Source organism: Dyella sp. (assembly GCF_035508675.1).
Taxonomy (GTDB): domain Bacteria; phylum Pseudomonadota; class Gammaproteobacteria; order Xanthomonadales; family Rhodanobacteraceae; genus Dyella_B.
Window position 1 is genome coordinate 1 of the sequence record NZ_DATJMN010000271.1, and the last position, 23,269, is coordinate 23,269.

Sequence of the window (23,269 nt, forward strand, 5' to 3'; positions counted from 1 at the left end):
TCGGAGTCGGAGTCGGAGTCGGAGTCGGAGTCGGAGTCGGAGTCGGAGTCGGAGTCGGAGTCGGCGCAGGAGTCGGCGCAGGAGTCGGAGCAGGAGTCGGAGCAGGAGCAGGAGTCGGGCTCGGCGTCGGCGCCGGTGTAGGCACCGGCACGGTATCGCGCAAATACCAGTTATGCGGCGCGGTGCCCGCCAGATCGCCTCGAAACAAGTCGTACTCGAACGGTCCGCGTACCACCGGATCGGCAAGGGCAAAAGCCGTCGGCGCGGTGCTTGCTCCGTTGATCGCTTCGACGATCAGAATGCCATTGCCGGGCAATACGTCCGCCGTCCCCGACGCATTGACCCTTAGGTAACTCTTGCCGCTGCTCGCATGGGCATTGGGACCATCGAGTACGATCAAATCCGACGAGCGCTCGATGCCGCTGCTCAAATCGGTATTCACCGTGAAGCTGCCGCTGTTGCTGATCAGCGGACCGGCAATGTCCAGGGCCAGGATGTTCGAGCCACTTGGCTGGAAGATGATGTTACCCGCGTTCTGCAAGCTGCCGTTGATACGCGAGTTGGCAGGGATCAGCCACTGGCTGAGACCGTCGATCTCCATGTCGTTGACATCGCGCACCCATCCGGCCAGCGTTGAGGCTAGCTTCAAGCGAACAGTAACGAAGCTGTCGCCACCGGCGGAATACAGATTGTTCCGCACATTGATATTGCCGAGGATGAGGCTGCGTGTGGCATCGAGTACGGCGTTTCCCGGAGAACCCGCTACATCCTCCACGTCCATGGCTGTTCCCGTTGCGCCGGTGACGGTGGTGCCTTGCAACGTGATATCAGTGGTGCCGCCGAAGATGTCGATGGCATTGCCGTTCTGCGTCGACGTCAATTCGCTATGGGTGAGTGTTGCCGTATTGATGACACCCACGCCCTGCGAATACGACGACAATGCCCTTGCGTTCGCGCCGGTGCCTTCCGCAACAACACCGCTGCCTACAATGGTCCCGCCGTTGCGCAGGGCCATCGCTTCGCCGGTCGCCCCATTAGCATGGATGGACCCTCCGTTGATGAAGGCAATCGTGCCGGGATCTTCCGAATCGATGCCCGATCCAGCGTTTACCGTGATACTGGAATCGGTGACGTCCACCCTGGCGCCGGTGAAGACGTCGAACCCGCGGGAATTGAGACTTGATGTGGCAAATGAAACATCGTCGGCGATCACCTGCGTGCCTGCGCCCCTGGCGACGATGCCGGATGCGTTGTTGCCGCTGGTTCGTATGACGACCTCCCCCGTAAGACCGCTACCGGTGAGATTGACGTGGGCACCGTTTTCCGCGTCCACGCCATAAGCGTCGTCGCCCAAAGAAAAAATGGTTACCGAGGTGGCATTGATGGTGCTGGGCCGGCCGGTCGTAGAGTTGGTGCCGTCGGCATAAAGTACGATGCCTGCCGGTCCTGGCGCGGTGGTGGAGTAGTTCTGCTGCAGTAGATCGATGGTTTCGCCGTTGGTGACCGCGACTTCCTGGGCGTAGCTGCAAGGCAGAACCTGTGCGATGCACAGACTAAGCAGGCAGGGGAGGCCGCGTGAGTGAAGGAGAGCGTGGCGTGATGCTGGTGGGGTAAGGCGTGGATGGGAACAGGAAAACACTCCGTACCAGTCCGCCTCGACTTGCGTCGCACATCCATTTGTGAAAAGACCGTGGCGGGACCGCATGAGTGAGCTCCCCTAGCCTTGACGCACCGTGCATCCTCTCAATACAAACGTGGAGCTTTTGTTTGTGCGCCAAATAGGCGTGTTTTCGCCGTGCCGCCATCGCACACGCCCGTTTTGCGATCCGCCGAGTGGCCGCCACCCGCATGCCGCCGCGAAAGCCTGATGAGATCCCAGGACCGCTGAGTCCGACCAGACTCATTTGAATCCGGGGCTCAAGTCCCGCATCGTTATGTAACCGTCGGCGGAGCGTGAGCATTCAATTACCATTGGCAGCTTGAATGGCCGGCAGCGTGCCGCCATAAGCTCCCAACGCGATCCCGGACAAGTACAACCCATGGCTGCCCTACGCCTGGCTTTGGCTCAATACGATTTCCCCGTCGGCGCAGTGGCCGCCAATACCACCAAGATACGTGAGCTCATGGCGCGCGCACGGGCCGGCGGCGCCGCTTTGGCGGTGTTCCCGGAACTGGCGCTTAGCGGCTATCCGCCGGAGGATTTGCTGCTGCGGCCCAGTTTTCTCGCCGCCTGCCAGGATGCGATGCAGGAACTGGCCGCCGATACCAACGGCCTGGCCGCCATCGTCGGCTTTCCGCACAGCCTGGGTGAGGTTTACAACGCGGCGGCCTTCCTGCGCGGCGGCGAGATCGTGCAGATCACGCACAAGCAAGCTCTGCCGAACTATGGCGTGTTCGACGACAAGCGCTATTTCCGCCCCGGCCGAACCAGTGCGGTGGCGGTCGTCGAAGGCGTGCGCGTGGGTTATCTGGTCTGCGAGGACGTCTGGCAGGCCGAACCTGCCGCTGCTGCCGCGGCAGCGGGAGCGGAATTGATCGTGGTGATCAACGCATCGCCCTGGGACGATGGCAAGCAGGCCACACGCGAAGAGGTGCTGGTCGCGCGTGCCAAGGAAACCGGCTGCGCGTTCGTCTATCTCAATCTGATCGGCGGGCAGGATGAAGTCGTGTATGACGGCGGCTCCTTGCTGGTGAATGGCGACGGCGGCATCGCCGCGCGTGCGCCCGCCTTCGTGGACGCACTGCTGTGGGCGGATTTCGATCCCGTTACCCGCACACTGCATGCGCGCGACTGGCCGACCGTGCCGGATACCTCGCGCGAAGCCACGCTGTATGCCGCCTTGGTACGCGGCATCCGTGATTACATCGACAAGAACGGTTTCGGTGGCGTGTTGCTGGGTCTTTCCGGCGGCATCGATTCCGCGCTGACCTTGGCGCTGGCGGTGGATGCCCTCGGTTCGGACCGCGTCACCGCGGTGATGATGCCGATGCGCTACACCTCGCAGCTCTCGCTCGACGGTGCACGCGGGCAGGCGGAGCGACTCGGTGTGCAATACCATGTCATAGGAATCGAGCCCGTCTACGATGCCTTCATGGCGTCGCTCACGCCCGTGTTCGAAGGCAAGCAGCCGGATGTCACCGAGGAAAACCTGCAGTCGCGCACACGCGGCGTGATGCTGATGGCGCTGTCCAACAAGCACAGCCGCCTGCTGCTGGCGACCGGCAACAAGAGCGAAATGGCAGTCGGTTACGCCACGCTATACGGCGACATGTGCGGCGCCTATGCGCCGCTCAAGGATGTATACAAGACCGAAGTGTATCGGCTCTCACGTTGGCGCAACCTGGCCGAACAGCGTAAGCAGGGCGATGATGCGTGGGTGATTCCATGGGCCGTCATCGAACGTCCGCCTTCCGCCGAACTGCGCGAAAACCAGACCGACCAGGATTCGTTGCCGCCCTACGACGAGCTGGATGCCATCCTTGCGCGCTTCATCGAGGAAGAGCAGTCGCAGGCGGAAATCGTCGCGGCAGGTTATGACGAGGCCACCGTGCATCGCGTCGTGCGATTGGTGCTGGTCAATGAATTCAAGCGGCGCCAATCGGCGCCCGGCCCACGTGTGACGACACGTGCGTTCGGCCGCGAGCGACGCTATCCCATTACTTCGGGTTGGAAGTAGCGAGCAAGGCAGGTCTGTTCAACCGCGTTGGCCGGGAATGCAATCCCAGGCAGCAAGCAAAAGAAAAAGCCGGTGGCTCGACGCGCACCGGCTTTTTCGTAAGGAAACCGCTTGCTCAATAGTGACCCGAGAACGGAATCATCTTGCGTATCAGCGACGGCGAGTGCGGCCACTTCGGGTCTTTCAGATACGGATGATGCGGATAGTTGAGCGTCAGCACCTGGCGCACCTGCTCGGCCTGCTGCTTCTGGCCCAGTGCAAGGTAGCTGCGGCACATGATGGCGAGCGCATCGCCAGCCTCCGGTGACTCCTGATAGTGCTCGATCACGTACTGCGCACGATCGGCGGACGCCACATAGGCCTTGTTGCGCAAGTAGAACTCGGCCACGTTGATTTCGTACTGGGCCAGCACGTTGCGCAGATAGATCATGCGCTGGCGCGCGTCGGCGGCGTAGGCGCTATCGGGGAAGCGGCGGCTGAGTTCCGCAAAATCGTCGAAGGCCTTCAGGTTATAGCCTTGGTCGCGGCGCGTCTGCTTGCCGAGTTCCTGGCTGCTGAAAGTGCGCTCGATGAACCCCGCGGTGCGGTCGAAGTTGATCAGGCCGCGCAGATAGTAGGCATAATCCACGTGTGGATTGAGCGGGTTCGATTTGATGAAGCGGTTGACCGTGGAGTAGGCATCGTCCGGCTTGTTGTTCTTGTACTGCGCATAAGCCAGTTCGAGTTGGGCCTGCTCATTGAACGGGCCGGACGGGAAACGGGCGATCAGACGCTGGTACGCTTTCTCGGCCGCCGAGTAGTCGGCATGTTCCAGATCGGTATGCGCCTTGGCGTAAAGCTGCGGCAACGGCAGGGTATCGAGCGGATCGCCACCATGCCGGAACCATGAGCAGGCGCTCATCGTCAGTGCCAGGACCAGCACGATCAATGCTTTGAGGATAGTTGTCGGGGCGGCCGGCAGCTTGGTTACGCGCATGAGGTAGGGGTTCAGATGTTTGAGCAAAAAGGGATGATAGCTGATAGAGCCGGGACTCGGGACTCGAAACTCGGGACTCGGCAAAACGGCATCGGCGGGGTTGCTTTTCTTGGAAGGTGGATGACAGGTGCAGGCAATGGGGTGACTGGCTTGCGGGCCCTTTCCCGAGTCCCGTCCCCATGACAACCCTAATCCGTCACGAGGCCGTGGTACCACTCTCGGCGGCAGGTCGCAGGTTCGACCAGGCTTTGGCCGAGATGTTCCCGGACTACTCCCGCTCGCGTCTGACTGCCTGGATCAAGGCCGGCGCGGTGACGCTGGACGGTGCGCCGGCCGTGCCGCGCCAGCTGCTCAAAGGCGGCGAGCAGGTGCGGCTGGAAGCGGAACTGGAAACCGAAGTCTCCAGCGCGCCCGAAGCGATTGATCTGGACATCGTCCACGAGGACGAACACCTGCTGGTGCTGAACAAACCGGCCGGCCTGGTGGTGCACCCTGGCGCCGGCAATCCGGCCGGCACGTTGCTCAATGCGCTGCTTCACCACGACCCGGCGCTGGCCATGCTGCCGCGCGCAGGCATCGTGCATCGCCTGGACAAGGACACCTCCGGCCTGATGGTCGTCGCCAGGACCCTGGCCGCCCACACTGCCTTGGTCGACATGCTGTCGCGCCATGATGTCGAGCGCCAGTACGAAGCGATCGTGTTGGGTCCCCTGATTGCCGGCGGCACCGTCGACGCGCCGATCGGTCGCCATCACAGCGACCGCCTACGCCAGGCCGTGCGCGACGAAGAAGACGGCAAGCACGCCATCACGCACTACCGCCTGCGCGAGCGTTTTCGCGCCCATACCCTGATCCAGTGCAATCTGGAAACCGGGCGCACGCACCAGATTCGCGTGCACATGGCGCATATCGGCCATCCGCTGGTCGGCGACCCGCTCTATGGCGGAGGTTTGAAACTGCCCAAGCGCGCCACGCCGGAACTGGTCGCCGGCTTGCGCGGGTTTCGGCGGCAGGCGCTGCATGCGGAGCGGTTGTCGTTCGAACATCCCGTCACCGGCGAAGCGTTGTCATTCGAAGCGCCACGTCCTGAGGACGTGGATGTACTGATCGCCGCACTGCGCAGCGACCTTGCGGTCAACGGTCCCAGCGAGTAACCGGCGTGCCTTCGATGACCGATGCCTGGTTGTTTCCCGATTGGCCCGCCCCGCGTGGCGTGCACTCGGCCGTGAGTACCTGTGACGGTCCGGGTGTTTCGCAACCACCGTTCCGGCGTTTCAATCTCGGCTTGCGCAGCGGCGAAGGTGAGCAGGTGGTGCACAGCAATCGCAGCGCCTTGCGCCAGTCGCTGGCGCTGCCGGCGGAGCCGCGCTGGTTGCGGCAGGTGCACGGCACCACGGTGGCGGAACTGGGTCCATTGCCGAGTCCCAATGAGCCGGAGGCAGATGCGGCGGTGTCGCATTTGCCCGGCACGGTGCTGGCTATTCTCACAGCCGACTGCCTGCCGGTACTGCTCTGCGCCGATGACGGCGGCACCATCGGTGCTGCACATGCTGGTTGGCGCGGACTTGCGGCCGGCGTGCTGGAAGAGACCGTTGCGCAAATGCAGCGGCCGGCAGCGAGCCTGCTGGCCTGGTTGGGACCGTGCATCGGCGGGCCTTCGTATGAGGTAGGCGAGGAGGTGCGCAAGGGGTTTCTTCAGCACGACCCTGCCGCGGCATCCGCCTTCGTGGCGACGCGTCCTGGCCACTGGCGGTGCGACCTGGCGTTTTTGGCGCGGCAGCGTTTGGCGGCGGCGGGTATCACGCGAATTTACGGTGGCGGTTTCGATACCCGCACCGATCAGCGCTTCTATTCCTACCGGCGCGACGGCGCGCGCAGCGGGCGGTTTGCCAGCTTGATCTGGCTGGAGCCGTAGGCTGGGGGCGGCTACGCCTCACCGCCAACCTACCGCTGAATGTCTTACCGGAGGTCATCTAGAATCTGCTTGAATCACTTCGCAGCGTCCGCATCTCTGCGGGCAGTGGCGGCAGGTCCGCCAAAACCTTTTTGGGGATACTCCGATGCGAATGGACAAACTCACTTCGCGTTTCCAGCAGGCGCTTGCCGATGCGCAATCGCTGGCCGTGGGGCGCGATCACAACATGCTCGAGCCGGTGCATATCATGGCGGCCTTGCTCGATCAGCAGGGCGGCTCCACTGCGCCGCTGCTCACGCAGGCTCGCGTCAATGTGCCGACATTTCGCCAGCGCGTGTTCGAACTGGTCGATCGCCTGCCGAAAGTCAGCGGCCAGGAAGGCAACATCCACGCCAGCAACGAGCTGACGCGCCTGCTCAACCTGACCGACAAGCTCGCGCAGCAACGTGGTGACCAGTTCATCGCCAGCGAACTGTTCGTGCTAGCGGCGCTGGAAGACAAGGGCGACCTGGGCGCTGCACTGAAAGCGGCCGGCGCCACCAAGGCCAACCTGGAAGCCGCGATCGAGAAGCTACGCGGCGGCGAAAAGGTGCAGAGCGAGAACGCCGAAGACCAGCGTCAGGCACTGGAGAAATACTGCATCGATCTCACCGCGCGCGCGGAGAGCGGCAAGCTCGATCCGGTGATCGGTCGCGACGAGGAAATCCGCCGCGTGATCCAGGTGCTGCAGCGTCGCACCAAGAACAACCCGGTGTTGATCGGTGAACCGGGCGTTGGCAAGACGGCCATCGTCGAAGGCCTGGCCCAGCGCATCATCAAGAACGAAGTGCCGGAGGGTTTGCGCGACAAGCGCGTGCTTTCACTGGACATGGGCGCGCTGATCGCCGGTGCGAAATTCCGCGGTGAATTCGAGGAACGCCTGAAGGCCGTGCTGAATGACCTGTCCAAGAACGAAGGCCAGATTATTCTGTTCATCGACGAACTGCATACGATGGTCGGCGCCGGCAAGGCCGAAGGCGCGATGGATGCCGGCAACATGCTCAAGCCCGCGCTGGCACGCGGCGAGTTGCATTGCATCGGCGCGACCACGCTGGACGAATACCGCAAATACATCGAGAAGGACGCCGCCCTGGAGCGCCGCTTCCAGAAAGTGTTCGTCGGCGAGCCGAGCGTGGAAGACACCATCGCGATCCTGCGCGGCCTGAAGGAGCGTTACGCCATGCATCATGGCGTGGAGATCACCGACCCGGCGATCGTTGCTGCTGCGACCTTGTCCAATCGCTACATCACCGATCGGCAGTTGCCGGACAAGGCCATCGACCTGATCGACGAAGCCGCGTCGCGCATCCGCATGGAGATCGACTCCAAACCGGAAGAGCTCGATCGCCTGGAGCGCCGCCTTATCCAGCTGAAAATCCAGCGCGAGATGCTGAAGAAGGAAACCGACGAAGCATCCAAGAAGCGCCTGGCGGATCTGGACAACGACATCGCCAAGCTGGAACGGGAGTTCTCCGATCTCAATGAAGTATGGAAGTCGGAAAAGGCTGCGCTGCAGGGAGCGACCAAGGTAAAGGAGCAGATCGAGCAGGCCCGCGTGGAGCTTGAAGCCGCGCATCGCAGGCAGGATTACGCCAAGATGAGCGAGATCCAGTACGGCCGCCTGCCGGAACTGGAGAAGCAGCTGGCCGCCGCGCAGGCGGCCGAAAAACAGGAATTCAAGCTGGTGCAGGACCGCGTGACGGAGGAGGAGGTCGCCGAAGTCGTCTCGCGCTGGACCGGTATCCCCGTCAGCAAGATGCTGGAAGGCGAACGCGAAAAGCTGCTGCACATGGAGGATTCCCTGCACAAGCGCGTGGTCGGCCAGGACGAAGCGGTGCGGGCTGTCTCCGATGCGATCCGCCGCGCTCGCGCGGGCCTGTCCGACCCCAATCGCCCGTACGGCTCCTTCCTGTTCCTCGGCCCAACCGGCGTAGGCAAGACGGAATTATGCAAGGCGTTGGCCGAATTCCTGTTCGACACGCAGGAAGCGATGGTGCGCATCGATATGAGCGAGTTCATGGAAAAGCATTCCGTGGCGCGTTTGATCGGCGCGCCTCCCGGCTACGTCGGTTACGAAGAGGGCGGATACCTCACCGAAGCAGTGCGCCGCCGCCCGTACAGCGTGATCCTGCTGGACGAGGTGGAGAAAGCACACCTGGACGTGTTCAACGTGCTGCTGCAGGTGCTGGACGATGGCCGCCTCACCGACGGCCAGGGCCGCACCGTGGACTTCCGCAATACCGTCATCGTGATGACCTCCAACCTCGGCTCCCAGCTCATCCAGGAAAATGCGGGCGATAGCGAGGCCGATTACCTGCAGATGAAGGCTGCGGTGCTCGGCGTAGTGCAGGCGCACTTCCGGCCGGAATTCATCAACCGCCTGGACGAGCTGGTGGTGTTCCGCCCGCTGGAGAAATCACAGATCCGCAAGATCGCGCTGATCCAGCTCACTTATCTGGAAAAGCGCCTGGCCGAACGCCAGCTCAAGCTGGAGATCGACGACAAGGCGTTGGACCTGCTCGGCAATGTGGGTTTCGATCCGGTCTATGGCGCCCGCCCGCTCAAGCGGGCCATCCAGCAGCAGCTGGAGAACCCGCTGGCGAAGGAAATCCTGGAAGGGCATTTCTTGTCGGGCGACACGATCGCAGTGGCTGCGGAAGGCGGGCATCTGGTGTTCCGCAAGCTGTGATTGAAGATCTATCAGGCAAGTGAAATTCCCAGCATTCGCTGCATGGCGATGCTGGGATTTCATCCAGCCTACGGGCCGGATGGCTACGCCCGCTCATGCAAGCACGTCCTGGCGCAAGGACGGCAAGTTTGCATGCAGCGCATGCGGTGTAGCCGAATTGCTGTCTTCGCTACCGTTGCATGCATCCCGCGCACGCATAAAAAAATCCCGGCTCGTTGGCCGGGATTTTTCATGCATGCAACGCATGTAAGGCTTGGCAGTGGGCTTGTTGGATCACCAGTGATAGATCACTTTGGTGTAATAGTAACGCCCATTGAAGCCCGCGGGGGAAAAATTTGAGTAAGGAATGGTGCCGTCGTTGTTGTTGGCGGCAATGGTCTTGTCCGGATAGCTGTTGGTGGCGTTGTTCACGCCGAGCATGAAGGTCCAGTTCTCCAGGTTGTAGCTGCCGGCCACATCCAGTACCCATTGCGGGCTGTAAGTCTGGTTGAGCAGGTAGGAGCTGTTGCTGTAGGCCGTGAAGCTGCCGTAGCGGGTGAGGTTGCCGTTGAACGCCCAGTGACCCAACGCGTAGTTCTCGTTGAGGATCAGCTTGCTACGCGGCGTGGAGTTGGCCAGCAAACCCTTGATGTCGCGATAGGTCACGCGCTGCAGTTGCAGTCCCAGTGCATCCAGTTGCGCCGGATTCGCCGCCACATGTGTGACTTGCGTGCGGTTGTAGTTGTAGCTGAGCGTGCTGTCCAACACGCCGCCGCCGAGGTTGGCACGAAAGCTGCCAACCAGGTCGCCACCCTGGGTGCGTGTATTCACCGCGTTGGTGAAGTACTGCGCCGAACTATAAGCCACGTCGGTGATGCCATTGGCGGCCAGGTAATCCACCACGATCGGCCGGTTGAGCCCGCTCAGCGTGCTGGAAAGCACGATGCGGTTGTAGATGTTGATCTGATAGAGATCGAACGTCAGGGTCAGCGGATCGATCGGATTGAACACCGCGCCCACGGTGTAGTTGTGCGAACGCTCCGGCCGCAATGCCTGCGCTCCCAGCAATTGCGCCACCGGGTTGCTCACCGGCAACAGGCCGGTCTGATAGATGCCTGGGGCAATGCCCGGCCCTGCGCTGCTCGGCGTGAGATAGGCCGAACCGATCTGCGAATAGTCTTCCTGGGCCAGCGAAGGGGCGCGGAAGCCGCTCGACACGCTGGCGCGCAAGGCGAAGCGATCGGTGAAGTCATAGCGGCCGGCGAGGGCGCCGGACACCGTATTGCCGAAGTCGTTGTAATCCTCGTGCCGCACCGCGAACGAGGTGCCTAGCTTGTCGGTGAGGTTGGTTTCCAGGCTTACGTACTGCGCGACGTCGCTGCGACTCCACGAACCGACGTTCACCGGGCTGTAGCCGCCGAAACCTTGCGCGTTGCCGGTCAGGCCCGAGGCGCCCACGTAATACGATGATGGATCGCCCGCCTTGATCTGGTAGGTGTTGCGCTGGTATTCCCCGCCGAAGGCCACCGTCACCGGATTGGGCAGCCAGCCGAGGTTGAAATCCTTGGCAATGTCCACGTCGACCAATTGCTGCGCCGTGGAGACGATGCCATCGAAGAAGCTGGTGGGCGTTTGGCCGAAGTCGTGCAGATAGGCGTAGTTGGCGGTGTGCAGGGTGTCGAGCGAGACGCGGTTGCCGCCGTAGTTGGCGCTGACGTCCCAACGCCAGCCGCCGCCGGTGGTGCCACGCACGCCAGCGACCAGTTGCTGATCGGTGCTGCGCGATTGCAGCAAAGGCTGGTAGCCGTCCGGATAAAGCGCATCGAGCGAGGACTTGATCGACGACGGATAACCGAACGGATTGCGGTACAGCTCATCGGAGATGCCGTTGCGGAAGTGATAGCTGCCGAATGCGTAGAACTGTATGTCGTGGGTGATGTCGTATTGCGAGTTCAGGAACAGGTTGTGCTCGCTTACCGTGGGATCACCGAACACCTGTTTTTCGCCCAGCTGCGGATAGCGAACATCGACACCGCCGTGATTGGTCGGATCCTGATGCCCATCATCCAGGGTGAAGCGCAGCCAGCCCTTGTCGCCGTTCAACGGAATGCCGACGTTGGCCGAGCCTTGCCATTGCTTGCCGCCGCCGCGCTGGTAACGGCCGCTGTCCAGTTCCACCGAACCGCCCTGAGCGCCATGCTTGAGGATGATGTTGATGACGCCGGCAATGGCGTCCGAGCCGTACTGTGCGGACGCGCCGTCGCGCAGCACTTCGATATGGTCGATCGCGGACATGGGAATGGTGTTCAGATCGACCGGCGCAGAGCCGCGGCCGATGGTGCCATCCACATTCACCATCGCGCCGCTGTGCCAGCGCTTGCCGTCCACCAGCACCAGCACCTCGTCCGGTGCCAGGCCGCGCAAGGTAGCGGGGCGCTGCGAGTCGGTCGCGTCGGTGGCGGCAGGGCGGGGGAAATTCAGCGATGGAATCAGCCGCGCCAGTGCCGTGGAAAGTTCGGTCGTGCCCGTGTTTTGCAGCGCCGAAGCCGGCACCACGTCGATCGGCGAGAGCGAACTGCTGTCGGTGCGGTTCTGCATGCGGGTGCCGGTGACGATCACCGCTTGCAGGTTTTTTGCGTTGGTGGCGGGAGCGGGTGCCGCGTTGCTTTGCGTTGCGTCTTGCGCAGCAGCGCTGGATGCGAGTGCAAGCAGGAGGGAAGCGGTGAGCAGTGCGGTCGCGTTGCGGGCGGAATCGTTCTGCCGAGGCCTGCCCTGATCGGGCCGGATGTAGTCGTTGGTCATTGCGGATGTTTCCCCTAGCTTTTTGTTGTTGCTGCGTGGCAGCAAATTTCAGATTAATGACGGTGCCCCCTGGTCGCAATAGATCATTGGGCAGCTAAAAGTCCGAATGGAAATATCCATATTTGACATGTGCTTATTCGAATTCCGATGCGATTGTTTCCATCACCAGCATCGTTATGCCGCGGTGTAGGGATCGTGTAGCAGCACTGCATGGAGTGCTGCACATTTCGCTAGGCACACCGCAGGGCACGCTCTAAGATGCTGCGGCCTGAGGTGGCTGGCGGCTAGGCCGCCAGTTGAAACGGGAATCCGGTGCGCCGCCTGCGCGGCCATGCCGGAGCTGCCCCCGCAACGGTAGGCGAGCAACGCGATTCGCACATGGCCACTGTGCTTGCACGGGAAGGCGCGGATCGGAAGGTTCAGCCCTTCGCTCGCAAGCCCGGAGACCGGCCCAGGTTGAAACCGTACAGGCGGAGGGCCGTGTCGGGCCGCTGCGTCAGTACCGGTACCGGTCGTCTTCCTTCTGATCTAGTGATGCCTGGCGGCGTGCCGGGCGATGGAGGAAACGATGAGCGATCACCCATCACGCGACACGATGACGCCGGAAGAGCGCCACCGCGAACGCATGCAGCGCAAGAAGGAACTGGTCGATCGCAAGATCGCGCGCGCCACCATCGACCGTGGCGTGCTGGTGGTGAACACCGGCAACGGCAAGGGCAAGAGCTCGTCCGGTTTCGGCATGCTGGCGCGCTCGCTGGGGCATGGCTTCCAGTGTGGCGTGGTGCAATTCATCAAGGGCACTTTTTCCACCGGCGAGGAAGCGTTCTTTCGTCGCTTGGCCGGCGACCAGCTCGACTACTACGTGATGGGCGAGGGCTTTACCTGGGAAACTCAGGACAAGGCGCGCGACATCGCCGCGGCGCAGGCGGCATGGAACGTGGCGGCCGGCATGCTGGCCGATCCGAAGTATGACTTCGTGCTGCTGGATGAGCTCAATATCGCCTTGGTGAAGCAATACGTGCAGCTTGAGCAGGTATTGGAAGCCGTGGCCGCGCGTCCGCCGCGCCAGCACGTGGTGATCACCGGACGCGGCGCGCCCGATGGCCTGATTGCGGTTGCCGATACGGTGACCGACATGCGCGTGGTGAAGCACGCCTTCGATGCAGGCATCAAGGCGCAGAAGGGCGTCGAGCTGTGAGCGTTCGCCGCTGCCCTGCCTTGCTGGTGTCCGCTCCCGCGTCGGGGCAGGGCAAGACGTCCGTGACGTCCGCCCTGGCGCGCTGGCATACGCAACAGGGCCGGCGTGTGCGCGTGTTCAAGACCGGGCCGGATTTTCTCGATCCGATGGTGCTCGCGCGCGCAGCGGGCACACCGGCCTATCAGCTCGACCTGTGGATGTGCGGCGAGACGGACGTGCGCAGGCGCTTGTTCGACGCGGCCGCCGGGGCGGATCTGATCCTGGTGGAAGGCGTGATGGGCTTGTTCGACGGTGCGCCTTCCAGCGCGGATCTCGCGATGCAATTAGGTTTGCCGGTACTGGCTGTGATTGACGGCTCGGCGATGGCGCAAACCTTCGGTGCGCTTGCCGGCGGCCTGGCGACCTACCGTGCGGGATTGTCGATGCATGGCGTGGCGGCCAATCGCATCGGCAGCGCGTATCACGCGCAACTGCTGCGGGAAAGCTTGCCGCCCTCGCTGCATTGGCTGGGTGCACTCTCGCGCGAAGACCGGCTCGCTTTGCCGGAACGGCACCTTGGCCTGGTTTCCGCCGGGGAGCTTGCCGATATCGATGTGCGCCTCGATGGCTTGGCTGCAGCGTGGGCAAAGCATGCCGCGACGGCATTGCCGCCGCCGGTGACATTCGAAGCGCCCGCTGTGGAGACCGTTCCGCCCCTGCTGCAAGGCAAGCGCATCGCCGTGGCGCGCGACGATGCGTTCTGCTTTCTCTATCCGGCCAATCTGGATCTGCTGCGCGAAGCCGGCGCCGAGCTGTGCTTCTTCTCACCCTTGGCTGGGGATGCCTTGCCGGCGTGCGACGCCGTATGGCTTCCCGGCGGTTATCCGGAATTGCACTTGCAGGCCTTGTCGCAACGGCAGGACCTGCATGCGGCCTTGCATGCGCATCGCGATGCCGGCAAGCCGATGCTTGCCGAATGCGGCGGCTTGCTGTTTGCACTCGATTCGCTGGCCGATCGGGAAGGCCACTCCGCCAGTATGGCCGGCCTGCTGTCGGGACATGCCGTGATGCAACCCAGGTTGGCAGCGCTGGGTCTGCAAGGCGTTGTGCTGCCGGAAGGCGAGTTGCGCGGGCACACTTTCCACTATGCGCAGGCTTCCATCGATGCGCCGCCGCTCGCGCATGCCTTCAACCCGAACCACGGGCCTTGCAAGGAGGCGGTCTATCGCGACAAGCGGTTGACCGCCAGCTTCGTACATCTGTATTTCCCTTTCCATGCGCGCGCCGCATTGCAGTTGTTCCTGCCATGAGCGCAGCGCTGGCCATGCTTGCTGCCGTGTTGCTGGATCGCCTGCTGGGTGAGCCGCGCAGCGGCCATCCACTGGTCGCGTTCGGCCGCATGGCGGGGTGGATCGAGCAGCGCATGCATGTGGACCGGCGGGTGAATGGTTTGCTCGCCTGGTCATTAGCAGTGCTGCCATGCGTGGCGCTGTTAGCCCTGCTGCAGCGCTATCTGCCAGCCTGGTCTGCCTGGTGCGTGGGCGTGATCGTGCTGTACGCAGCGCTGGGTTTGCGCAGTCTTGCCGAGCATGCGCAACCGGTGGCGCATGCGCTTGCGGCCGGCGAACTGGATCAGGCGCGCCATGCGGTCGGGCGCATGGTCAGCCGTGATACCTCGCCGCTGGATGCCGGACAGGTTGCAGCGGCGGCCACCGAGTCCGTGCTGGAAAATGGCAACGACGCCGTGTTCGGCGCGTTGTTCTGGTTTGCCGTGCTGGGCGCGCCGGGGGCGTTGCTTTACCGCTTGGCCAACACGCTCGATGCCATGTGGGGCTACCGCACGCCACGCTATGAACGGTTCGGCTGGGCCGCCGCGCGTATCGACGATGTACTGAATTTCATACCGGCGCGGCTGACGGCTTTCACGTATGCCTTGTGCGGACATTTCGAGGCCGCGTTACGTTGCTGGCACACCCAGGCGCCGCAATGGGATAGCCCCAATGCCGGGCCGGTCATGGCAGCAGGTGCCGGCGCGCTGCAAGTGAAGCTGGGCGGTGCGGCGCCTTACCACGGCGTGTGGGAGGCGCGTCCTGTATTGGGCGAAGGCGCAACGCCCGATGCCCATGCCATCCATCGCGCGTTGCAACTGCTGCAGCGTGGGGTGGTGCTCTGGCTGGTGGCGGCCTTGCTGCTAGGACTGGTGGGAGGCGCGCATGCTTGAGCATGGCGGGCGCCTGCGGCGCGCAGCGCAGGAATACGACATTCCGTTGGACCACTGGCTGGATCTGTCGACCGGCATCAGTCCGTTTGGATGGCCAGTTCCGGATATTCCGTCCTCAGCCTGGCGGCGCCTGCCCGAGGATGACGACGGCTTGATCGAAGCGGCTCGTGCGTATTACGAAGCCCCGCATCTGTTGCCGGTCGCCGGTTCGCAAGCGGCGATTCAAGCCTTGCCCTTGCTGCGGCCGGCATCGCGAGTGGGCATCATCGCGCCGGGCTATGCGGAGCATGCCCATGCATGGCGGCACGCCGGCCATCAGGTGACGACGCAGGCGGCGGACGTGTTGTTGGCCCAGGCCGCCGCGTGGGATGTGCTGGTGCTGATCCATCCCAACAATCCTGGTGGCGAGCGTTTCGATCCGGCCACGCTGCTGAGCGTGCATGCCGAACTGGCAGCACGCAGCGGCTGGCTGGTGATCGACGAGGCGTTCATGGATGTCACGCCGCAGCAGAGCCTGTGCCGTCATACGGAGCGCGAAGGCTTGGTGGTGTTGCGTTCGGCCGGCAAATTCTTCGGCCTGGCGGGCGCCCGGGCAGGGTTCGTGTGCGCTGTGCCGGCCTTGCTCGATGCCCTGCAAGAACAGCTCGGGCCGTGGACGTTGAGCGGGCCGACGCGCCATGTATTGCGGCTAGCCTTGGCCGATCGCGCATGGCATGCACAGGCGCGTACTCGCTTAGGCGAGACGAGCGAGCGCCTGGCGGCATTGCTGGCGCGACATGGCTTGGCGCCTGCTGCGGGTTGCGGTCTGTTCCAGTGGTGCCGCAGCGATGAAGCGGCGCGCGTGCATCGAGCGCTGGCGGAGCAAGGCATTCTCACGCGCCTGTTCGACATGCCACCCAGCCTGCGTTTCGGCCTGCCACCCGATGAATTCGCCTTCACGCGCCTCGATCAGGCGCTGGCTGAGGTGATGCGATGACGGCGCGCGTGCTGATGGTGCAAGGCTGCACCTCCGATGCCGGCAAGAGCACCTTGGTGACCGCATTGTGCCGCTGGGCTTATCGGCGTGGCTTGCGCGTCGCGCCGTTCAAGCCGCAGAACATGGCCTTGAATTCGGCGGTGACGGTGGAGGGTGGCGAGATCGGCCGCGCGCAGGCGGTGCAGGCGCAGGCTTGCGGGCTGGAACCGAGCATCGATTTCAATCCCATCTTGCTGAAGCCGAACAGTGATGTGGGCGCACAGGTGATTGTGCACGGCCATCCGGTCGCCAACATGGATGCGCGTGATTACCACGAGTACAAGCGCCGCGCCTTTGACGCCGTGATGGCATCGCACCAACGCTTGGTCGATGCCTGCGATGCCGTGATCGTCGAAGGCGCAGGCAGCCCCGCCGAGATCAATTTGCGCGACCGCGATATCGCCAACATGGGCTACGCGGAGGCGGTGGATTGCCCGGTGCTGCTGATCGCGGACATCGATCGCGGTGGTGTGTTCGCGCACCTTGTCGGTACGCTGGCCTTGTTGTCGCCGAGCGAGCGCTCGCGTGTGGTGGGGTTTGTGATCAACCGGTTTCGTGGCGATCTGGCGTTGCTGCAGCCGGGGCTCGATTGGCTGGAGCGAGAGACCGGCAAGCCGGTGATCGGCGTGTTGCCGTATCTGCATGGTCTGCAACTCGAAGCCGAAGACGCCTTGCCGCGTGAGCATCTGGATAAACCCGCGGCAAGCTTGCGCGTGGTGGTGCCAGCGTTACCGCGCATCAGCAATCACACGGACTTCGATGCACTGCGTGCGCATCCGGATGTCGACCTGCAATGGGTGGGGCCGGGTGAGGCGATGCCGGCGTGCGATCTCATCATCCTGCCAGGCTCCAAATCCACCCGAGGCGACCTGGCGTGGTTGCGCGCGCAAGCCTGGGATGTCGCGATCGCGCGGCATCTGCGTTATGGCGGCAAGCTGCTCGGCATCTGCGGTGGCCTGCAGATGCTGGGGCGCGCCGTGCATGATCCGCAAGGCATCGAAAGCGAGCCCGGCTCCAGTGCCGGGCTGGGTTGGCTCGAAATGGAAACCACGCTGGCACCGGTGAAACAGCTGCACCGCGTGCACGGCAGGCTGGCCTTGGCCGAGGCCAGCGTGCAGGGATATGAAATCCATTGCGGTATCAGCCACGGTGCGGCCCTGGCAAATCCCTTCGCACGCCTTGATGATGGCCGTTGCGATGGCGCGCTATCGACGGATGGCCAGGTGATGGGCAGTTACTTGCACGGTTTATTCGATGATCCGCAGGCGCTATCGGCCGTGCTGCATTGGGCGGGCTTGCGTCACGCCACCATGGTGGACGTACGCGCCTTGCGCGAAGCGAGTATCGAACGCCTCGCCGATACGGTCGAAGCGCAGCTGCAGACGCAACGGCTGGAACAATGGCTAGGGATTACTGCATGCGTACCTTGATCCTCGGCGGCGCCCGTTCCGGCAAAAGCGCGCTGGCTGAGCGGCTGGCCGTGGAAGGTGGACGCGAAGTGGTCTATGTCGCCACTGCCCAGTCCGGTGATGCAGAAATGGCGGCACGCATCGCTCATCATCGCGCGCGCAGGCCGCAACAATGGCTGTGCGTGGAGGAACCCATCCACCTTGCCGATGTGCTGCGCGAGCACGCGCGTGCGCATCGCTGCATCCTGGTTGATTGCCTTACGCTGTGGCTCAGCAATGTGCTTGGCCATGGCGATGAGCATGCTTTTGAACGCGAGCGAGCCCGTCTGCTGGATGCACTGCCAACGTTGCCGGGCGACTTGCTGATGGTCAGCAACGAAGTCGGCCTCGGCATCGTGCCGCTGGGCGAATTGACGCGCCGTTTCGTCGACGAAGCCGGACGCCTGCATCAATCCCTTGCGACGCTCAGCGGACGCGTGCTGTTCGTCGCCGCCGGTTTACCTCTTGCCCTCAAAGGAATTTTGCCATGAGCCTCGATTGGCTTTCTGCACCTTGTGCCCAACCCAATGCCGAGTCGGCCGACGCGGCGCGTGCGCATCAATTGCAACTGACCAAGCCGCCGGGATCGCTCGGCATATTGGAAGCGGCAGCGATCCAGCTGGCTTCATTGCAAGGTACGTTGCAGCCGTCGGCGGATCGCGTATGGATCAGCGTGTTCGCGGCCGATCACGGCGTGGCGGCGGAAGGCGTTTCGGCTTTCCCGCAAGTCGTGACCGGAGAGATGGTGCGCAACTTCGCCACCGGCGGTGCGGCGATCAGCGTGCTGGCGCGCAACCTGGATGCAAAGCTGGACGTGGTGAACCTGGGCACGGTGAATGATCCGGGCGAGATTCCCGGCGTGCGCCGCGTGATCATCGCGCCTTCCACCGCGAATTTCTGTCATGGGCCGGCGATGAGCGAGGTGCAACTGGACGCCGCACTCGCGGCCGGCGCGGACAGCGTGCGGGAGGCGCAAAAGGCCGGCGCGCAATTGTTCATCGGCGGCGAAATGGGTATCGCCAACACCACCTCCGCTGCGGCGCTGGCGAGTGCTTTGCTCGAGGCGCCGCCCTCCAGCCTCGCGGGGGCTGGTACCGGTTTGAATCCCGCGGGTATCCAGCACAAGGTGAGCGTGCTCGAACGCGCCCTGGCGCTGCACGCCAGCGCCAGCACGGCGCTGGAACAATTGCGTTGCCTGGGCGGTTTCGAGATCGCGGCGCTGGTCGGTGCTTATGTGGCCGCGGCGCAGGCGGGCATGCCGGTGCTGGTGGATGGCTTCATCAGTACCACTGCCGCACTGGCGGCGGTGACGATCCAGCCGCAGGTGCATCCATGGCTGCTGTTCTCCCATCGTTCGAAAGAGCACGGCCACGCGCGGCTGCTGACGGCGCTGCAGGCCGAGCCGCTGATCGACCTGGGCTTGCGCCTGGGCGAAGCGAGCGGCGCAGCGATCGCCGTGCCGCTGCTGCGGCTTGCCTGCGCGTTGCACAACGGCATGGCGACGTTCGAACAAGCCGGTGTGTCCAATGTCGATTGAGCTCCTGCGCCATGGCGATACCGGACAGCGCAGCTATCGCGGCCAACTGGACGACGCCCTGAGCGAGCTGGGCTGGTCGCAATTGCGCACGGCGGTCGAAGGGCGCACGTGGGATGGCATCGTTGCCTCATCCTTGCAGCGTTGCGCGGCGTTTGCGCGCGAACTGGCGCAGGCGCGCGGCTTGCCGCTGCGCATCGATGCACGGCTTGCCGAATATCACTTCGGCGCGTGGCAAGGCGTGCCGATCGAACGCATCGCGCAAGAGCAGGGCGATGCGCTGGCACGGTTCTGGGCCGATCCGGTAAAGCATCCGCCGCCGGGCGCCGAAAGCTTTGCGGCGTTCCATGATCGCCTGTGTGCCGCGCTGGACGAGATCGCCCTGGCGTCGCGTGGGCGGCGTGTGCTGGTCATCACGCACGGCGGGGCGATTCGATTGCTGCGTTGCCGGGTCGAACAACGCCCGTACGGCGACATGGCCGGCATCGAGGTGCCGCATGCCTCGCTGCATCCCTTGCCTTGGCCTGCCGCGGTATCGGCGTAATGCGCGCCTTGCTGCTGGCCATCGGATTCCTGACGCGGCTGCCGGTGCCAGCGCATGCGTACGACGACCCGCAGGCCAAGGCGGCGTCGCTCGCCTGGTATCCGTTGGTCGGTGTGCTGATCGGTCTCATCCTTGGCGTGCTGGCGTGGTTGCTGCGCGATACGCCGGCCTTGCTGTCGTCCGCACTGCTGGTGGCTGCCTGGGTGGCGCTGACCGGCGCCTTGCACCTGGATGGTCTGGCCGATAGCGCCGATGCATGGATCGGCGGCATGGGCGATCGCGAAAAGACGCTCGCGATCATGAAAGACCCTCGCTCGGGGCCTGCCGGCGTGGTGGCCCTGGTGCTGGCGCTGTTATTGAAATGCGCTGCGCTGTCGAGCGCGGGGCCAGCGCCCTGGGCGGCGCTGCTGCTGGCGTCGGCGCTGGCGCGTGCTGGCCTCACTGCGCTGTTCCTCACCACGCCTTATGTACGTAGCGGCGGCCTGGGTACGGCGCTGACCGATGCCCCCCGGCGGCCCTCCGGGCTGGCGTTATTGCTCACAGGGTTGGCCTGCGTGCTGTTTGGCGGACGCAGCCTGCTGGCGCTTTTGCTTGCCGCGGCGGTATTTGGCCTGTGGCGGCAGGCTTGCCTCCATCGCCTGGGCGGCTGCACCGGCGATACGGCTGGCGCGCTGGTCGAGATGATGGAAGTGGCGGTGCTGGTGGGTTTGGCCGTACGCTGAACATGGCCAGTTCGGTTGAAATTGGCGTTTCTGTCCCGATAATCACCCGCGGCCATCGGCCCCGATGGAGTCTTGCGGAGCCTTCCCTATGCCTATCTACGAATTCCAATGCAATGCCTGCGGACATCGTTTCGACCGTCTGCAAAAACTGTCCGACCCCGATCCGTCTACCTGTCCGAGTTGCGGTGCCGAGCAAGTGCAGCGTCAGCTCAGCGCGCCGCAGTTTCGCCTTGCCGGCGGCGGCTGGTACGAAACCGACTTCAAGAAGGACGGCGACAAGAAGCGCAACCTGGCCGGGGATGCCGCGGCCAACACCAGCACGCCATCGGAAAAGAGCGCCAGTCTGTCGCCTGCACCAGCACCGGCGGCCACACCGGCGCCTACGTCGACGACCTGATGCCCCCAAGGGCACTGAATTTTAAGCGCAACCCATGCTCGCCAGGATGCGTCCCCTCCCCTGCGACAGTAGGGGAGGGCTAGGGTGGGGTGCGAGCGCAGCGAGCGGCTGGGAGCATACGTCGCTGCGCTATGTTTTTTGCGATAGAAGCCATGGCGACATTCGGCTGTTCGCTAAAGCCCACGCAACCGGACCCCAGCCATCCCCTACTGTCGCAGGGGAGGGAGCGCATCATGGCGCTTGGCGGTGAAGAGAGGGAGCCCACACGGCGGTAGTGCTAAGATTCCGGGCCTTTTCCACGCCAGATTCGCCGCCTCGGCGGCCCGGAGCATCAAGCGCATGCGCACGCATTACTGCGGCCTCATCAACGAGTCGCTGGTCGGACAGACCGTTACCCTGTGCGGCTGGGTGAACACCCTACGCCTGCAGAGCCACGTTGCCTTCGTCGACCTGCGCGACCATGAGGGCATCGCCCAGGTGGTGATCGAGCGCGAGAATGCCGAAGCGTTCGCCGTGGCCGGCGAGCTGGGCTACGAATACTGCGTGCGCGTCACCGGCAGCCTCCGCAAGCGCCTGTCGGCCAACGACAAGCTCAAGACCGGCACGGTGGAGCTGCTGGCCGATCAGGTGGAGATTCTCAACGCCGCGAAGGATCTGCCGTTCGCGCTGCACGAGCATCCCAACGAGGACATGCGGATGACCTACCGCTACCTCGACCTGCGCCGCCCCGAGATGCAGCAGATGATGCGCACGCGCATCAAGCTGGTGCAGGCGCTGCGCCGCTACCTCGACGCGCGCGGTTTCCAGGACATGGAAACACCCATTCTCACCAAGGCCACGCCGGAAGGCGCGCGCGATTACCTGGTGCCCAGCCGTGTGCACGCGGGCCAGTTCTACGCGTTGCCGCAGTCGCCGCAGCTGTTCAAGCAGATCCTGATGATGGCCGGCTTCGACCGCTACTACCAAATCGCCCGCTGCTTCCGCGACGAAGACCTGCGCGCCGACCGCCAGCCGGAATTCACCCAGCTGGATATGGAATTCGCCTTCGTGCAGGAGCATGACGTGCAGGATTTCGTCGAGGCGATGATTCGCCACGTGTTCAAAGAAGTGGTTGGCGTGGAGCTGGCCGCATCGTTCCCGCGCATGACCTGGGATGAGGCGATGCGCCGCTACGGTTCCGACAAGCCGGACCTGCGCATTGCGCTGGAACTGGTCGATGTGGCCGACAAGCTCAAGCACGTGGAATTCAAGGTCTTCGCCGAGCCGGCCAACGATCCGGCCGGCCGCGTGGCGGCATTACGTCTGCCGGGCGGCGCCACGCTCAGCCGCAAGGACATCGACCAGCTCACCGAATATGTCGGCAAGTACGGTGCTAAGGGCTTGGCCTGGATCAAGGTGGAAGACCTTGCCAAGGGACGCGAAGGCGTCAACTCGCCGGTGGCGAAGTTTCTCGACGATGCCGCGCTCGATGCCGTGCTCAAGGTCACCGGCGCGCAGTCGGGCGACATGGTGTTCCTCGGCGCGGGCAAATGGAAAACCGTCACCGATTTCATGGGCGCGCTGCGCCTGAAGGTGGCGAAGGATCGTGGCCTGGTGGAAAACAGCTGGAAGCCGCTATGGGTCACTGACTTCCCCATGTTCGAATACGACGAGGAAGAAAAACGCTTCGTCGCCCTGCATCACCCGTTCACCGCGCCCAAGGTGGACGATATTGCTGATCTGCGCGCCAACGCCGCGAATGCGGTGAGCCGCGGCTACGACATGGTGCTCAACGGCAACGAGATCGGCGGCGGTTCGATCCGTATCCATCGCCCGGACATGCAGAGCGCGGTGTTCGAACTGCTCGGCATTGGCGCGGAAGAGGCCGAGATGAAGTTCGGCTTCCTGCTCAAGGCGCTGAAGTTCGGCGCGCCGCCGCACGGTGGCATCGCGTTCGGCATCGACCGCGTCGCGGCGCTGATGGCGGGTACCGAATCGATCCGCGACGTGATCGCCTTCCCCAAGACCACCAGCGCGCAGGATCTGATGACCGATGCACCCTCGCTGGTGAGCGAGGCGCAACTGAAGGAACTGCATGTGGATGTGCGTAAATCGTAAATCGCGAGCCGGAAATCGTCAGCGCGGCCTAGCGCAA

General features: G+C 63.7%; 18 protein-coding genes and 1 riboswitch. Of the genes, 15 read left to right on the forward strand and 3 right to left on the reverse strand.

Translation table 11 applies throughout. The features are described 5' to 3' along the window. On the reverse strand, nucleotides 1–1,639 hold a 1,639-nt coding region (locus VMA74_RS14115; protein WP_325368016.1), incomplete at its 3' end, for a hypothetical protein. Nucleotides 1,640–2,039: 400 nt separating this feature from the next. Between VMA74_RS14115 and VMA74_RS14120 the strand changes: the two genes are divergently transcribed. Beyond that, nucleotides 2,040–3,677: an NAD+ synthase gene (locus VMA74_RS14120; RefSeq protein ID WP_325368018.1), complete on the forward strand. Its 1,638-nt coding sequence runs from the start codon at nucleotides 2,040–2,042 to the stop codon at nucleotides 3,675–3,677. Nucleotides 3,678–3,792: 115 nt separating this feature from the next. Here VMA74_RS14120 and VMA74_RS14125 read toward each other — a convergent pair whose 3' ends face one another. Further along, nucleotides 3,793–4,653, reverse strand: coding sequence for an outer membrane protein assembly factor BamD (locus tag VMA74_RS14125; protein ID WP_325368020.1), 861 nt, complete (start codon nucleotides 4,651–4,653; stop codon nucleotides 3,793–3,795). A 179-nt stretch (nucleotides 4,654–4,832) separates the two neighbouring features. On the opposite strand from VMA74_RS14125, the gene rluD reads away from it, so the two are divergent. The 3 genes from rluD to clpB all read left to right on the forward strand — a co-directional run bounded on the left by rluD (nucleotide 4,833) and on the right by clpB (nucleotide 9,296). After that, complete coding sequence (rluD, locus tag VMA74_RS14130; RefSeq protein ID WP_325368022.1) at nucleotides 4,833–5,807, forward strand: 23S rRNA pseudouridine(1911/1915/1917) synthase RluD; 975 nt, start codon at nucleotides 4,833–4,835, stop codon at nucleotides 5,805–5,807. 14 nt (nucleotides 5,808–5,821) lie between these two features. Beyond that, nucleotides 5,822–6,568, forward strand: coding sequence for a peptidoglycan editing factor PgeF (gene pgeF, locus VMA74_RS14135; protein WP_325368079.1), 747 nt, complete (start codon nucleotides 5,822–5,824; stop codon nucleotides 6,566–6,568). 145 nt (nucleotides 6,569–6,713) lie between these two features. After that, nucleotides 6,714–9,296 carry an ATP-dependent chaperone ClpB gene (gene clpB / locus VMA74_RS14140; protein WP_325368024.1) on the forward strand — a complete coding sequence of 861 codons (2,583 nt, stop codon included), beginning with the start codon at nucleotides 6,714–6,716 and terminating at the stop codon, nucleotides 9,294–9,296. A gap of 273 nt (nucleotides 9,297–9,569) precedes the next feature. Here clpB and VMA74_RS14145 read toward each other — a convergent pair whose 3' ends face one another. Continuing rightward, nucleotides 9,570–12,077, reverse strand: coding sequence for a TonB-dependent receptor (locus tag VMA74_RS14145; RefSeq protein WP_325368026.1), 2,508 nt, complete (start codon nucleotides 12,075–12,077; stop codon nucleotides 9,570–9,572). Nucleotides 12,078–12,331: 254 nt separating this feature from the next. Then, a riboswitch (cobalamin riboswitch) is annotated at nucleotides 12,332–12,545 on the forward strand. A gap of 127 nt (nucleotides 12,546–12,672) precedes the next feature. Between VMA74_RS14145 and cobO the strand changes: the two genes are divergently transcribed. The 11 genes from cobO (at nucleotide 12,673) to aspS (ending at nucleotide 23,232) form a co-directional block, all read left to right on the forward strand. Further along, nucleotides 12,673–13,275, forward strand: a complete 603-nt coding sequence (cobO, locus tag VMA74_RS14150) for a cob(I)yrinic acid a,c-diamide adenosyltransferase (protein WP_325368081.1) — start codon at nucleotides 12,673–12,675, stop codon at nucleotides 13,273–13,275. Next, nucleotides 13,272–14,564, forward strand: coding sequence for a cobyrinate a,c-diamide synthase (locus VMA74_RS14155; RefSeq protein WP_325368028.1), 1,293 nt, complete (start codon nucleotides 13,272–13,274; stop codon nucleotides 14,562–14,564). The genes cobO and VMA74_RS14155 overlap by 4 nt, the downstream gene beginning before the upstream one ends. Further along, the gene (gene cbiB, locus VMA74_RS14160) at nucleotides 14,561–15,475 is read left to right on the forward strand and encodes an adenosylcobinamide-phosphate synthase CbiB (protein ID WP_325368030.1); all 915 of its coding nucleotides are present in this window, start codon (nucleotides 14,561–14,563) and stop codon (nucleotides 15,473–15,475) included. The genes VMA74_RS14155 and cbiB overlap by 4 nt, the downstream gene beginning before the upstream one ends. After that, nucleotides 15,468–16,451, forward strand: a complete 984-nt coding sequence (gene cobD, locus VMA74_RS14165) for a threonine-phosphate decarboxylase CobD (RefSeq protein ID WP_325368032.1) — start codon at nucleotides 15,468–15,470, stop codon at nucleotides 16,449–16,451. The genes cbiB and cobD overlap by 8 nt, the downstream gene beginning before the upstream one ends. Beyond that, entirely contained in the window at nucleotides 16,448–17,920 is a 1,473-nt protein-coding gene (locus tag VMA74_RS14170; protein WP_325368034.1) for a cobyric acid synthase, read from the forward strand. Before cobD ends, VMA74_RS14170 begins: the two co-directional genes overlap by 4 nt. Then, the gene (cobU, locus tag VMA74_RS14175; RefSeq protein WP_325368036.1) at nucleotides 17,908–18,429 is read left to right on the forward strand and encodes a bifunctional adenosylcobinamide kinase/adenosylcobinamide-phosphate guanylyltransferase; all 522 of its coding nucleotides are present in this window, start codon (nucleotides 17,908–17,910) and stop codon (nucleotides 18,427–18,429) included. The genes VMA74_RS14170 and cobU overlap by 13 nt, the downstream gene beginning before the upstream one ends. After that, nucleotides 18,426–19,475, forward strand: coding sequence for a nicotinate-nucleotide--dimethylbenzimidazole phosphoribosyltransferase (gene cobT, locus VMA74_RS14180; protein ID WP_325368038.1), 1,050 nt, complete (start codon nucleotides 18,426–18,428; stop codon nucleotides 19,473–19,475). The genes cobU and cobT overlap by 4 nt, the downstream gene beginning before the upstream one ends. Beyond that, nucleotides 19,465–20,016, forward strand: a complete 552-nt coding sequence (locus VMA74_RS14185; RefSeq protein WP_325368039.1) for a histidine phosphatase family protein — start codon at nucleotides 19,465–19,467, stop codon at nucleotides 20,014–20,016. The genes cobT and VMA74_RS14185 overlap by 11 nt, the downstream gene beginning before the upstream one ends. After that, a complete protein-coding gene (locus VMA74_RS14190) occupies nucleotides 20,016–20,738 on the forward strand; it encodes an adenosylcobinamide-GDP ribazoletransferase (RefSeq protein ID WP_325368041.1) in 723 nt (240 codons plus the stop codon). Before VMA74_RS14185 ends, VMA74_RS14190 begins: the two co-directional genes overlap by 1 nt. A gap of 88 nt (nucleotides 20,739–20,826) precedes the next feature. Next, nucleotides 20,827–21,135, forward strand: a complete 309-nt coding sequence (locus VMA74_RS14195) for a zinc ribbon domain-containing protein (protein ID WP_325368043.1) — start codon at nucleotides 20,827–20,829, stop codon at nucleotides 21,133–21,135. A 339-nt stretch (nucleotides 21,136–21,474) separates the two neighbouring features. Further along, nucleotides 21,475–23,232, forward strand: a complete 1,758-nt coding sequence (gene aspS / locus VMA74_RS14200) for an aspartate--tRNA ligase (RefSeq protein WP_325368045.1) — start codon at nucleotides 21,475–21,477, stop codon at nucleotides 23,230–23,232. Nucleotides 23,233–23,269: the final 37 nt, after the last annotated feature.